Annotated in this window: 10 protein-coding genes and 1 pseudogene; 5 read left to right on the top strand and 6 right to left on the bottom strand. The window is 70.8% G+C overall.

The window, feature by feature from the left end; translation table 11 throughout:
- The first annotated feature begins 214 nt into the window (after window positions 1-214).
- Window positions 215-1,153: a LysR family transcriptional regulator gene (locus tag ACIRB1_RS14110; RefSeq protein WP_403465681.1), complete on the top strand. Its 939-nt coding sequence runs from the start codon at window positions 215-217 to the stop codon at window positions 1,151-1,153.
- Between the two features lie 3 nt (window positions 1,154-1,156).
- Here ACIRB1_RS14110 and ACIRB1_RS14105 read toward each other — a convergent pair whose 3' ends face one another.
- Window positions 1,157-2,110 carry an aminoglycoside phosphotransferase family protein gene (locus ACIRB1_RS14105; RefSeq protein ID WP_403465680.1) on the bottom strand — a complete coding sequence of 318 codons (954 nt, stop codon included), beginning with the start codon at window positions 2,108-2,110 and terminating at the stop codon, window positions 1,157-1,159.
- 22 nt (window positions 2,111-2,132) lie between these two features.
- On the opposite strand from ACIRB1_RS14105, the gene ACIRB1_RS14100 reads away from it, so the two are divergent.
- Together ACIRB1_RS14100 and ACIRB1_RS14095 are read left to right on the top strand one after the other, a co-directional pair.
- Entirely contained in the window at window positions 2,133-2,786 is a 654-nt protein-coding gene (locus tag ACIRB1_RS14100; RefSeq protein ID WP_352183197.1) for a rhomboid-like protein, read from the top strand.
- Between the two features lie 9 nt (window positions 2,787-2,795).
- On the top strand, window positions 2,796-4,226 hold the full coding sequence (locus ACIRB1_RS14095) for an FAD-binding oxidoreductase (protein WP_352183198.1): 1,431 nt from the start codon (window positions 2,796-2,798) through the stop codon (window positions 4,224-4,226).
- Window positions 4,227-4,463: 237 nt separating this feature from the next.
- On the opposite strand, the gene ACIRB1_RS14090 is transcribed toward ACIRB1_RS14095, so the two are convergent.
- On the bottom strand, window positions 4,464-5,978 hold the full coding sequence (locus tag ACIRB1_RS14090; protein ID WP_403465679.1) for an MFS transporter: 1,515 nt from the start codon (window positions 5,976-5,978) through the stop codon (window positions 4,464-4,466).
- Window positions 5,979-6,112: 134 nt separating this feature from the next.
- Window positions 6,113-7,077 (bottom strand): annotated as a pseudogene (locus ACIRB1_RS14085) (zinc-binding dehydrogenase).
- A gap of 166 nt (window positions 7,078-7,243) precedes the next feature.
- On the opposite strand from ACIRB1_RS14085, the gene ACIRB1_RS14080 reads away from it, so the two are divergent.
- Window positions 7,244-7,918: a pentapeptide repeat-containing protein gene (locus ACIRB1_RS14080; RefSeq protein ID WP_352183201.1), complete on the top strand. Its 675-nt coding sequence runs from the start codon at window positions 7,244-7,246 to the stop codon at window positions 7,916-7,918.
- Between the two features lie 439 nt (window positions 7,919-8,357).
- Here ACIRB1_RS14080 and ACIRB1_RS14075 read toward each other — a convergent pair whose 3' ends face one another.
- Window positions 8,358-8,858, bottom strand: coding sequence for a hypothetical protein (locus ACIRB1_RS14075; RefSeq protein ID WP_403465793.1), 501 nt, complete (start codon window positions 8,856-8,858; stop codon window positions 8,358-8,360).
- A gap of 202 nt (window positions 8,859-9,060) precedes the next feature.
- Here ACIRB1_RS14075 and ACIRB1_RS14070 point away from each other — a divergent pair, with 202 nt between their 5' ends.
- Window positions 9,061-10,569, top strand: a complete 1,509-nt coding sequence (locus ACIRB1_RS14070) for a M1 family metallopeptidase (protein WP_403465678.1) — start codon at window positions 9,061-9,063, stop codon at window positions 10,567-10,569.
- A 41-nt stretch (window positions 10,570-10,610) separates the two neighbouring features.
- Here the strand turns inward: ACIRB1_RS14070 and ACIRB1_RS14065 are convergent, their stop codons facing one another.
- Both ACIRB1_RS14065 and ACIRB1_RS14060 read right to left on the bottom strand, forming a co-directional pair.
- On the bottom strand, window positions 10,611-11,126 hold the full coding sequence (locus ACIRB1_RS14065) for a GNAT family N-acetyltransferase (RefSeq protein WP_352183202.1): 516 nt from the start codon (window positions 11,124-11,126) through the stop codon (window positions 10,611-10,613).
- 60 nt (window positions 11,127-11,186) lie between these two features.
- Window positions 11,187-12,443 (bottom strand): DUF1266 domain-containing protein, encoded by a 1,257-nt coding sequence (locus ACIRB1_RS14060; RefSeq protein WP_352183203.1) that lies wholly within the window; start codon window positions 12,441-12,443, stop codon window positions 11,187-11,189.
- Window positions 12,444-12,709 lie beyond the last annotated feature (266 nt).

Raw genomic sequence — 12,709 nt, 5'->3', positions numbered from 1 at the left:
CTGCTCGCCCGCGCACATCCGTCGATCCGGACCCGGGGCCATACCTCGGCGTCCGGGCCACCGGCATCAAAGCGAGTGCCGGACCCCGGGATCAAACAACCGACTCGCCGGGGATTCACAACCCGTGGTTGTGGCAGCTGCTCAGCGGCTACTCAGTGGCTGCTCAGCGGCTTCCGGCGGTCCGTTGTCAGTGGCCGCCAGTATCGTCGCAGGCGTGGATCTGGACGCCGTACGCACCTTCGTGGCCATCGCCGACGCGGGCCGTTTCCAGGATGCGGCCACGGAGTTGTCGATCACCCAGCAGGCCGTCTCCAAGCGGATCGCCGCGCTGGAGCGGGCCATAGGCGTGCGGCTCTTCGCGCGGACGCCGCGCGGGGCGGAGCTGACCGTCGACGGGCGGGCGTTCCTGCCGCCCGCGCGGGATCTGCTGCGCGCCGAGGCGCGGGCGTTCGCCTCCGTGCGGCCCGGGCACCGGGCGCTGCGCGTCGACGTGATCGGGCGCGGGCTCGCCCCGGCCGCGCTGCTGCGGGACTTCCACCGCGCCCGTCCCGAGATAGAGCTGGACGTCGTCACCCTGTTCGACGCCGACGCGGCCGTCGACGCGATCCGGTCCGGCACGGTCGACGCGTCCTTCCGCGCCGTCACCATGACCGGGCGCCGGCTCCCCGACGACATCGAGGTCAGCCGCGCCTTCGACGAACCCGTCCAGCTCCTCACCGGCCCCGCCCACGCCCTCGCCGGCGCCGGGACCGTCACCCCGGCCGACCTCGTCGGGCACCGGATCTGGATGCCCGGCCTCGTCCCGGGCACCGAGTGGGCCGCGTACTACGACGCACTCGCCGCCGCGTTCGGACTCACCATCGAGAGCAACGGACCGGACTTCGGGGTGGAGCCGCTGCTCGACACCATCGCCGGGTCGCGTGCGCTGGCGACCTTCGTGGGGGAGCAGACCCGGCTGGTCTGGCCCGCCCACCACGACCTGCGCCGGATCGCCGTCCGGAACCCGACGCCGGTCTACCCGCACTCCCTGGTCCGCCACCGCGACAACCGGCACCCCGGCCTTGCCGCCCTGCGCGACCACCTCGGCACCGCGCCGACCCCGGACCACGCCGACGCCGAGACCGTCGAGACCTGGACACCTGCCTGGGCGTGACGGTCAGTACAGGTCGCGCAGCCGTCGTCCGATCTCCAGGTGATCCGGCGCCGGGGCGCGCCCGTCCGCCACCGACCGCAGCGCGTTCTGCAACACCCGCCCCAGCGTCCAGGCCCGCGCCCGCGCCCGGTCGAGACCGATCACGTCGGTCATCGCGTCGAAGCGCCAACGGATTTCGTCGGGGGCGAAGCGGTTGTCCAGCGCCGGGAAGAGTTCGAAACCGGGGTCGCCCGCGAGGGGCTTGGGGTCGATCGCGAGCCAGGGGCCACGGTCTTCGGTGGCGGTGGCGGTGGCGGTGGCGGTGGTGGTGCCGCTTTCGGGTTCGGTGGGGGCGAGCACGTTGTCGTAATGCAAGTCCCAGTGCAGCAGCCGGTCCCCGGGCTCGGCCGCGACCTCGCGCACCGCCGCCGCGCAGTCCCCGATCAGGCGTCGGTCCGCCGGGTCGGGGAGGCGGAGGAGGGCGGACGGCGTCCGCTCCAGCATGGCCGTCGTCAGCGGGCCGAGGCGGCGGCGCAGTTCCGGTGGTGCGGATACCGCGGTCAGGCGGGCCAGCAGGCGGGCGATCACGAGGGCCGCGGCCCGGGAGTCCGGTTCGTGGGTGAGGGCGCGGGACGCGTCGAGGCGTTCCAGGAGCAGGGTGCCGGTCCCCTCGTCGTACTCCAGAAGCCGTACGGCGCCGTCGCCGCCCCAGGCGCGCAGGGCGATCGGCTCGCCGGCGGTCTCCTCGTCGAGGTACTGGAGTTTCAGCGCGGCCCGGGTGCCGTCGGCGCGCAGGACGGGCAGGACCAGGGCGCACATGCCGTACATCGAAGGGCCGTCGAGCCGGAGCGACCAGCGGTCGAGGAAGCCCGCCGCGCGATGCGGGAGTTCCGCCACGAAGGCGCGTCCCGCCGCTCCGTTGAACCTCTCCTGCGAGGTGACCAGCGCGGCCGGGATGTCGATCACGGCTCCGACCATACTTGCGTGCGTGAATCGGCTCATGCGAATTACCCGGGGCCTCCACAGGGTGTGGGCGTACGTCCGCAGCGCCCCCGGCACGTATGTCTGGCTGGGGATCCTCTTCGTCACCACGGTCGCCATGCACCACATGTCGCCGGATTTCGAAGAGGACTTCCTGCGGCAGCGGTCCACCAACATCCACGAGCTGTCGAACAGGCCGGTACGGGTGCTGTTCGCCAGCGCGATGTGGATCGACGGGGGTCGCTGGGTGCCGTACGCGGTGCTCTACACGGTGTTCCACGCGCAGGCCGAGCGGTGGATCGGTACGGCGCGGTGGCTGATGGTGTGTGTGGCCGCGCATGTGCTGGCGACGCTGATCAGTGAGGGGGCGCTGCTGTGGGCGATCAAGCACGACATGGCGCCGGAGTCCGCCGTCGACACCCTTGACGTCGGGGTGAGTTACGCGCTGGCCGGGGTCGTCGGGGTGCTCGCGTACCGGATCGCGGTGCCGTGGCGGTACCCGTACCTGGTGGTCGTACTGGCCGTCTACGGAGTGCCGCTGGCGACCGGCCGTACCTTCACCGATCTCGGGCATTTCACCGCCGTGGTGATCGGGCTCGCGTGTTATCCGCTGGTCAGAGGCTGTGGAAAAGCATGGAATCCGAAGGAGACACTGGCCGCGCTCAGGGGTTAGCGTCCGGTCATGAGCAGCTCGGTGAGCGGTGGCGCGAACGGCGTCCTGAACGGTGTCGTGAACGGTGGCGTCTCCTTCTGGTACGCGGACGACGGCATCCCGGTGCGACGGGAGCCCCTCGGTGGTGACGCCTCCGCCGATGTCGTGATCGTCGGGGGCGGATACACCGGGTTGTGGACGGCGTACTACCTGAAGAAGGCGGCGCCCTTCCTGCGGGTCGTAGTCCTGGAGCAGAAGTTCTGCGGGTACGGCGCTTCGGGGCGGAACGGCGGGTGGCTGTACAACGGGATCGCCGGCCGCGACCGGTACGCGAAACTTCACGGCCGGGATGCCGCTGTGCGGTTGCAGAAGGCCATGAACGACACCGTCGGCGAGGTCGTCGCGGTGGCGGAGGCGGAGGGGATCGAGGCCGACATCCATCGGGGTGGCGTGCTCGAAGTCGCGTGTACGCCCGCGCAGTTGGCCCGGCTGAAGGCCTTCCACGAACACGAGCTGTCCTACGGCGAGACCGACCGGGAGCTGTACGGCGCGCGGGAGACCGGCGAGCGGATTCGGGTCGCGGACGCGGTCGGGTCCACGTGGACTCCGCACGGGGCTCGGCTGCATCCCGTGAAACTGGTGAAGGGGCTTGCCGCCGCGGCCGAGGCGTTGGGCGTCGTCATCCATGAGTCGACGCCGGTGACGGAGATCCGGCCCAAGCACGCGGTGACGCCGTACGGGACTGTGCGGGCGCCCTACGTCCTGCGGTGCACCGAGGGGTTCACCGCGAGCCTCAAGGGGCAGCGGCGGACCTGGTTGCCGATGAACTCGTCGATGATCGCCACCGAGCCGCTCACCGACTCGCAGTGGGAGTCGGTGGGGTGGGACGGGCTGGAGACCTTGGGGGACATGGCCCACGCCTATATGTACGCGCAGCGCACCGCCGACGGGCGGATCGCGTTGGGCGGGCGGGGGGTGCCGTATCGGTTCGGGTCGAAGACGGACAACGACGGGCGGACGCACGCCTCCACGGTCGAGGCGCTGCGGGAGATCCTCGTGCGGTTCTTTCCGGCGCTCGCGGGGGTGCGGGTCGCGCATGCGTGGTCGGGGGTGCTCGGGGTGCCTCGGGACTGGTGCGCGACGGTGACGTTGGATCGGGCTACGGGGCTGGGATGGGCCGGGGGGTATGTCGGGTCCGGGGTGGCTACGACGAATCTCGCCGCGCGGACCCTGCGGGATCTGGTCCAGTTGGATTCCGGGCAGGCGGGGGCCACTGAGCTCACGGGGTTGCCCTGGGTGGGGCATGCGGTGCGGAAGTGGGAGCCGGAGCCGTTTCGGTGGTTGGGGGTGCAGGGGATGTACGCGACGTACCGGGCTGCGGATCGGCGGGAGTCCGGTGGGTACGGGGTGGAGTCCTCGCGCTTGGCTCGGTGGGCGGATCGGGTGGCTGGGCGGGGGTGATGCGGTGCCGCAGTGCCGCGTCCCCGGGTTGTTTGGGGTGCGGCTTCGTGAGTGCGTGTCTGTGCGTTGGGGTCGCCCGCGGTGCGTTGTCGGGCGGCGCCGCGCCGGGGGGTCTCCGTCCTCGGATCGGCGCGGCAAGGTTCGTGCAGAGTGCGGCGGTGTTGAGCGCCGACCGCTGCGGGCGGACACCCCCCGACACGACGCCTTGCCGCCGTACGCGGCTGCGGACCGCTCGGGTCAGGTCACCGACTGAGAGTGCGACTCCGGTAGCGGGGACTGTGCCGTGGGGGCGTGCTTCGGGGCTCGCGCTGTGACCATCAGGCCCGCGACCAGGCCCGCCAGGAGCATGACGCCTACGGCCCACCAGATGGCGACCGTGTAGCCGTGGACGATGCCCTTGCTGGTGATGAGGGCCTTCTGGGCGGGGTCGTGGAGGTGGGCGACGATGTAGGCCGTGCTGCTGGTGGTGGCGATCGTGTTGAGGAGGGCCGTGCCGATCGAACCGCCCACCTGCTGGGCGGTGTTGACGGTCGCCGAGGTGACACCCGAGTCCTGCGGGGCCACGCCGGCCGTGGCGGTCGCGAAGACCGGCATGAAGATGAGGCCCATGCCGAGGCCCATCAGGAGCAGGCCGGGGAGCAGTTCGGTGGTGTAGTCCGAGTTGACCGTCAGGCGGGTGAAGAAGGACATGCCCGCGGCGGCCAGTACCGCGCCCGGGACCATGAGCGTGCGCGGTGGGACGTGGTGCATCAGCCGTGCCGAGATCTGGGTCGAGCCGATGATGATCGCGACCGTGAGGGGCAGGAAGGCCATGCCGGTCTTCACGGGCGAGTAGTCGAGGATGACCTGAAGGTAGTAGGTCATGAACAGGAACATGCCGAACATGCCGATGACCGCGAGGCCCATGGTCAGGAAGCAGCCGGCGCGGTTGCGTTCCTTGACGATGTGGAGGGGCAGGAGCGGGCTGGGGGCCCTGTTCTGCCACCAGACGAAGGCCGTGAGGAGTGCGACGCCTGCCGCGAACAGGGCCAGGACCAGGGGGTCCGTCCAGCCGCGCGGCTCCGCCTCGCTGAAGCCGTAGACGATCGCCACGAGTCCGCCGCAGCCCAGGAGTGCGCCGGGGACGTCGAGGCGGGCGCCGGTGTGGCCGGGGCGGTCGTGGAGCAGGGCGAAGGCGCCGAAGACCGCGATGATCGCGATGGGGATGTTGACGTAGAGGCACCAGCGCCAGTTCAGGTACTCCGTGAGCAGGCCGCCCGCGATGAAGCCGATCGCCGAACCGCTGCCCGCGAGTGCGCCGTAGATCCCGAAGGCTTTTCCGCGTTCCTTCGGGTCGGTGAACGTCGTGGTCAGGAGGCTGAGGGCGGAGGGGGCGAGGATGGCGGCGAAGACGCCCTGGAGGGCTCGGGCGCCGAAGAGCATGCCCGAGGTCGTGGCCGCGCCGCCGAGTGCGGAGGCGCCCGCGAAGCCGATCAGGCCGATGATGAACGTCCGTTTGCGGCCCACCAGGTCCGCGATCCGGCCGCCCAGCAGGAGCAGGCCGCCGAACGCGAGTGTGTACGCCGTGATGACCCATTGCCGGTTGCCGTCGGACATGCCGAGGTCGCGCTGTGCGGAGGGGAGTGCGATGTTCACGATCGTCGCGTCCAGGACGACCATGAGCTGCGCGAGAGCGATGATCACCAGGCCCCACCAGCGCCGGGGATCGGGCCCGTCCGTCGCGGCTGATTCACCTGTTTGGGTGACACTCATCTGGCCAGAAGACCATGAATCGGTATCTATCGCATCCCGAGTCGGAGTCGGAGTCGGAGTCGTGTGTGCGGGTGGGGGTGCGGGTACGGGTGTGGGCGTGCGGGTGGGGTCGGATTCGGTTGGGCGTGGGGCGGTCATGGTTCCAGCACCACCTTTCCGGTTGTCCTTCGGGTTTCCAGGGCGTGGTGGGCGTCTGCTGCCTTGGGCAGGGGGAAGCGTTCCAGGGCCGGGCTGAGGCGGCCTTCCGCTGCCTCGGTGAGGGCGCGCAGCTCCAGGGTTCGGATCGGGCTCGGGCCGCCTGCCTTCTGCGTCATCGCGGGGCCGAGCGTTTGCTCGGACCGGCCCTCGATGGCGTACGGCTCGCCGCTCGACCAGCCGAAGACGAGGTGCCGGCCGTCCTCCCGGAGGAGGTCGGTCGCCTCGCGCGCGATGTCGCCGCCCACTCCGTCGAATACGACGGTCGCGCGCCGCCCGCCCAGCCATGCCCGTGCCTTGGCGGGCCACTCGGGGGCCGTGTAGTCGAGGGCCAGGTCGGCGCCGTTGGCCTGCGCGAGGGCTGCCTTCTCGGGGCTGCCCGCCAGGCCGATGACGGTGGCACCGGCGTGCTTGGCGTACTGGACGAGGAGCGTGCCGAGGCCACCGGCGGCGGCCGGGACGATCGCCACGGAGTCGGGGTTCAGCTCGGTGAACTGCACGATTCCCATCGCCGTACGGCCCGTTCCGATCATGGCTACGGCCTGCGCGAAGTCGAGGTTCGCCGGGATCTCGTGGACGCGGTCGACGTCGACCACGGCCAGCTCCGCGTACCCGCCCGGCGCGAACCCGAGATGCGCCACCACCCGCTTCCCGAGCCACAGCCCGGCGACCCCGTCCCCGAGCGACTCGACGACACCGGCGACCTCGCGGCCGGGGATGGTGGGGAGGGCCGGTAGTTCGGGGAGGGGGCCGCGTTCTCCCTTCCGTAGAACCGTGTCCAGGAGGTGGACTCCCGCCGCGGTTACGGCGATGCGGACCTGGCCGGGGCGGGGGAGGGGTCGGCGGCGGGTTCGTAGATGAGGTTCTCGGCGGGACCGAAGGCGTGGAGTCGGATGGCGTGCATGGGGCCCCCAGGGTGACGAGCGTGTTCCGGCGGATGGGCTGGGCGGGCTTGTACGGGTTGTGCAGGCTTGTACGGGCTGTGCGGGTCCCCACTCTTCGACCTCAAGCGCGCTTGAGGTCAAGTGCCGGCCGTCCTCGTTGTCAGTGGTGGGGTGCAGGATGGGGGCATGGCGAGGAGAGCGGCGACGGGTGGAGTGAAGGGGGCGCGGCGGCCGGAGGTGCGGTTGCCCGTGCTGGAGGCTTACGAGGGTGGGGAGTTGGAGCCGGACGGGGATTATGACGGCCTTGACTTCCGCGACCAGGACTTCGTGGGCCAGGACGGCGGGGGCGCCCGCTTCATGGACTGCGCGCTGACGGGGTGCGCGCTGGACGAGACCCGGCTGCACCACGCCCGCGTACTGGACTCCGTCCTCACCGGCATACGGGGCGTCGGCACGGACCTCGCGGAGTCGACCCTGCGTGACGTCGAAGTGATCGACGCGCGGATGGGCGGGGTCCAGCTGCACGGTGCGGTGCTGGAACGCGTGGTGATCCGCGGCGGCAAGATCGACTACCTGAACCTGCGCAAGGCCAGGCTCCGGGACGTCGTCTTCGAGAACTGCGTCCTCGTCGAGCCCGACTTCCTCGATGCCCGCCTCGAACGCGTCGAGTTCGTGGACTGCGCGCTGAAGGGGGCGGATTTCACGGGGGTGACGTTCACGGATGTGGATCTGCGGGGCGCCGTGGAGCTGGAGATCGCGCGGGGGGTCGAGCGGTTGTCCGGGGCGGTGATCAGCATGGGGCAACTGGTGGATTTGGCGCCTGTGTTGGCCGTGCAGATGGGGATTCGGGTGGAGGGGTGAGAGGGGAGGCGTGAGGGAGTGAGGGGGGTGAGGGGCTGAGGGGGGAGGGGGCTAGGGGGAGGGGCCAGGGGTTTGTGAGGGGCGCTTCTTGTGGTGCGGGGGGCATCACCCGGTCCGTCTGGTCCTTTAGCGGAAGCTTCGCTGACTCCGGTCCGTCCGGTCCTTGAGCGCAGAACTCGCAGACTCCGGTCCGTCCGGTCCTGGGGTGCAGGCACGCAGACTTCGGCCCGTCCACCTCTTAACTCCGGCTGGAATTATCCCGCCCACCTCTCAGCTCAGGCCGGCATTATTCAGCCCGTCCGGCGTTTGAGGACGAGGCCCCTTCAGGGCCGATGGGGGTCTGGGGGCGCAGCCCCCAGGGACGGCGCCATCAGTGCGGGGTGACGGGGAAGCTCAGGGCAACCGGCAACCGGCAACCGCAACCGGCAAGCTCAGGGTGTCAAGGGACCCTCGGGAATCTCGCCTGGAGCGTCCAGATCGCCGGGTTTTCGCCGAGCGCCTCGTGCAGATCGACCAGGTCCGCGATCAGGTCGTGGAGGAAATCCCGCGCCTCACGCCGAAGTTCGGCGTGGGAGAAGGTCAACGCCTCCTCATCCCCCCGCATCCAGTCCGCCTCGACATCCACCCACCCGAACCGCCGCTCGAACAGCATCCGGTCCGTCGACTCGGTGAAGTCCAGTTCCGCCCGCTGCGGCCGCGACGCCCGCGACCCCGCCGGGTCCTGATCGATCCGCTCCACGATGTCGCACAGCGCCCACGCGAAGTCGAGCACCGGCACCCATCCCCACGCTGTGGACACTTCCCGGTCCGCCTTGGTGTCGGCGAGGTACACGTCACCGCAGAACAGGTCGTGCCGCAGCGCGTGGACGTCCGCGCGGCGGTAGTCGGTCTGCGGGGGGTCCGGGAAGCGGTTGGAGAGGGCGTAGCCGATGTCGAGCACGTAGGAGATGGTGTCACGGTCGGGGAGATCCAAGGTCAGCCGGAGTCTTCGGAGCCTCTGCGGCCTCCGCCACATCCGCGGCCTCCGCCACCTCCGCGGCCTCCGGAGGCCGGGCCAGCAGCCCGAGCGCACGAAGTGCGCGCCCCGGCACCGGCCGGACGGCCCGGGGTCGACGCCCCCCCGAGCTCATAGGATCGCGCACGTGTCCAGATCCGCACGGCTCGCCCCGACTGCCACGCCCTCCCTGCTCTCCCTCACCCTCACCGTCGCCCTCTCCCTCAGCCTGATCCTGGGTCTGACGGCGTGCAGCGGACCGAGCGGGGTTCATGCCACCCCCGGCAGCGCGGGCGTAGGCGACCCGTACTTTCCGAAGTCCGGCAACGGCGGTTACGACGTGACCCACTACGACCTGACCCTCGCCTACACCCCCGACACGTCCGACACCTCCGAGACCCGCGACACCCCCACCGCCCCCGCCCTGACCGCCACCGCCACGGTCACAGCCCGCGCCACCACCGCCCTCTCCGCCTTCGACCTCGACTTCCAGGGCATGAAGGTCAACTCCCTTACCGTGGACGGCAAGAAGGCATCCTGGACCCGTAGCGGTCAGGAACTGAAGGTGCGGCCGTCCGAGGCTCTCCGCAAGGGGCGGACGTTCAGGACGACGGTCCGCTACTCCGGCACTCCCGAGACGATCACCGACCCCGACGGTTCGGACGAGGGCTGGCTGCCCACGGCGGACGGCGCGCTCGCGCTCGGTGAACCGACCGGCTCGATGGCGTGGTTCCCCGGCAACGACCACCCGTCCGACAAGGCGACGTACGACATCACGATCACCGTGCCGAAGGGCCTCCAGGCGGTCTCCAACGGCGAGTTGAGAAGCGAGACGACCACGGGGACGGGCACCACGGGGACCGCCCGAACCACGACGTACAGCTGGCACACCCCGCAGCCCATGGCGACCTACCTCGCCACCGTCGCGATCGGCCGCTACGACATCACCCGCACCACCACAAAGGATGGCCTCCCCGTCTACGTCGCGGTGGACCCGCAGGAGACCGCGGTGAGCCGCAAGGTGCTGGCCCGGCTCTCCGAGATCATGGAGTGGGAGGAGTACAACTTCGGCCCGTATCCCTTCTCCTCCACCGGTGCGATCGTCGACCGCGGCGGCGACGCGGGCTATGCCCTGGAGACGCAGAACCGGCCCTTCTTCCCCGGCGCCCCCGACACCGCCACCCTCGTCCACGAACTCGCCCACCAGTGGTACGGCGACTCCGTCACCCCGAAGACCTGGCGTGACATGTGGCTCAACGAGGGGTTCGCGACCTACGCCGAGTGGCTCTGGGCGGAGGACCACGACGGCGACACCGCCCAGCAGACCTTCGACGCCCTCTACAAGGGCACCTACTTCGACGACAAGGCGGACGACGACGCCGTCTGGGCGTTCCCGCCGGCCACCCCGACCTCCGCCGCCCACATCTCCGACAGCCCCGTCTACGAACGCGGCGCGATGGTCCTCCACAAGATCCGCCGCACGGTCGGCGACGCCCGCTTCTACGACATCATCCAGGGCTGGGCAGCCGCCCACCGCCACGGCAACGCGGACACGGCGGACTTCACGGCTTACGTCGAGAAGATGGCCCCGGGCAAGGACTTCGGCGGAATCTGGAAGGACTGGCTGTACGGGGACGGGAAACCGGCCCGCCCCTGACCGGCCCGCACGCCCCTGCCCGGGGCGGAGGCGCGGCCGGATCAGCGGAGCTGCTTGCGCAATACCGTGCAGGGGCGGCCGAGTTGGCGGTCCACGCGGTGGTCGATGACGGTGTAGCCGAGGGCGGTCCAGAAGGTGAGGGCGCCCGGATTGTTGTCGAGGACGGCCAGGCGTACGGCGGTTCGGCCGGAGGCGCGGAAGCGGGTCTCCACGAGGGACGCCAACTGCCTGCCGTAGCCCTGCTGTTGCTGTGCCGCGTCGATCATCAGGAGGCCGATCCAGGGGTCGCCGTCGGCCGGGTCGGGGTGCGTTCCGAGGGTGATCGCGATCCCGATCAGCTGCCCGGCGCCGCGGGCGAGCAGGACCTCCACGTCCGGGTCGGCCAACTCGTCGGCCAGCGCGGTCGCCACCTGCTCCGGCCGGATGTCCGCCGGGTCCGGGAAGTCGCCGCTGAGCGCGTGGAACGCGTGGTTCGAGGCGTACAGGGCGGTCAGCTCGGTGAGCAGCTCACCGGGGAGCGCACCGGCCTCGGTCGGCGTGAGCGGTTCGAGGAACATGGGGGCACGATAGGGCCTGTCTGGGGCTCCGCCGCGCTCCAACCGGAACCGTTTCCCCGCCTAGCGGAACGGGATGTTCAGCCAAGGGCTTCCCGCCTCCGACATCAGGATCCGGTGCGCCGAGACCATGTCCTGGTACCACTCCCCGAACTCCTCCTCGTCGAAGTGGAGGCAGCGGCCGAGGATGTAGCCGGCGGAGAAGTCGGGCCAGGAGCGGTAGGCGAGGGCTGCGGCCCGACCCGCGCGGGCCACGGCCGACTCGGTCTCCGGAAGGGTCGCGAAGCGGGCGCCCAGGCCCCAGCGGGCCATCTTCGAGGCGCGGCCCAGGTCCCAGGCCTCGACCGACGTGACGTAGCGGTTCTCGTCGAGGATGCCGTCGGCGCGCATACGGGCTTCGTAGCGGGTGATACGGCCGATGAGGCGCTGCACGCCCGCTATGCGCGCCTCGGTTTCCGGCTCGGGGCGCGGGTCGGTCTTCGTGACGCCGTCCTCCGTGATCACCGTGGCACCCTCGGAGCCGGCCCGGATGACCGTGGCCACGGCCTGGCGCCAGTAGGCGGTGTCCACGTGACCGCCGAAGTCGCGGGCGATCGTACGGCGCAGGCTCAGCGCGAACTCCCATACGGAGCTGGACGCTTCGCAGGCGAGCAGGTTCCGCAGGTGGTACTGCCACTCGGCGCGGGTCGTGATGCCCCACCACTCCCGCAGCCGCCTGCGCTCACCGTCGTAGCCCTGTCCGTGCCAGGCCAGTGCGTTCCAGAGGGAGCCGTTGCTGACGCAGAGGAGGGCTCCGCAGGCCAGGCCGTGGGCGACCGGGCCGTGCAGTGCGCCGCCCACGTGGAGTGCGCGCAGGCGCATCGCGGCGGAGGGGATGTCGGGGCGGTTCGCCGCGCGTGACCAGTCCGTCGTGCCGGGTGGGCCGTAGGGGAGGGCCACTTCGCAGGGGGTGCCGGGGTTGATGACGATCGTGGGCGGGTCCTGCGGATTCCAGACCTCCGCGATCCAGCGCAGTGAGGCGCCCGAATACACCAGGTCGTCGGGGCGGGGTGCGGGCAGCAGGCCGTCGGTGAAGAGCTCCCAGTACCGGGCGCCGGTGCGCTCGTCGCGGGTGAACACCCGGTGGACGCGCTCGGGTTGGGCGTCGTAGGCCGCGCGGGACATCTGGTAGTAGATGCGGACGCGGGACAGTACGTCGTAGTACGCCGTCCAGTCCCCGCGCGCCCGCGCCTCGACCAGCGCGTGCTCCGTGTCGGTCGGCGGGGTCCATGCGGGTGGTGGCGGGGGCCCGAAACCGGCGGGGGACGATCCGAACGACATAGGGCTCGCTGTCCTTCCAGGGCAGGCCGACGACGACACACCAGATCGGCCACGGCAACCGCGACCGACGAGCGACGACCGACGAGTGACGGCCACAGCACGGCCGACCGGGCGGATCGGCGGGCCAGGGCGGTCCGATCAACACCGCTGCTGGTCCCGGCACAGTGACATACGTGGCTGAGACCTTCCTGAGTGGGCCCGCCCCCTGTGTTCTCCGTCATCCCGTCCATGCCGAAGCCCCCGGCCGCAACCGCAGCCAGGGGCCT

The sequence above is a fragment of the Streptomyces sp. NPDC096013 genome, assembly GCF_044763565.1.
In the GTDB taxonomy this organism is placed as follows: domain Bacteria; phylum Actinomycetota; class Actinomycetes; order Streptomycetales; family Streptomycetaceae; genus Streptomyces.
The sequence above is the reverse complement of the archived record's forward strand: the minus strand, read 5'-3'. Positions and strand labels throughout refer to the sequence as shown.

Excerpts from the sequence above, each read along its gene's own strand:
- ACIRB1_RS14105 (WP_403465680.1), bottom strand. The coding sequence starts at position 2,110 with ATGGTCGGAGCCGTGATCGACATCCCGGCCGCGCTGGTCACCTCGCAG.
- ACIRB1_RS14100 (WP_352183197.1), top strand. The coding sequence starts at position 2,133 with ATGCGAATTACCCGGGGCCTCCACAGGGTGTGGGCGTACGTCCGCAGC.
- ACIRB1_RS14095 (WP_352183198.1), top strand. The coding sequence starts at position 2,796 with ATGAGCAGCTCGGTGAGCGGTGGCGCGAACGGCGTCCTGAACGGTGTC.
- ACIRB1_RS14090 (WP_403465679.1), bottom strand. The coding sequence starts at position 5,978 with ATGAGTGTCACCCAAACAGGTGAATCAGCCGCGACGGACGGGCCCGAT.
- ACIRB1_RS14080 (WP_352183201.1), top strand. The coding sequence starts at position 7,244 with ATGGCGAGGAGAGCGGCGACGGGTGGAGTGAAGGGGGCGCGGCGGCCG.
- ACIRB1_RS14065 (WP_352183202.1), bottom strand. The coding sequence starts at position 11,126 with ATGTTCCTCGAACCGCTCACGCCGACCGAGGCCGGTGCGCTCCCCGGT.
- ACIRB1_RS14060 (WP_352183203.1), bottom strand. The coding sequence starts at position 12,443 with ATGTCGTTCGGATCGTCCCCCGCCGGTTTCGGGCCCCCGCCACCACCC.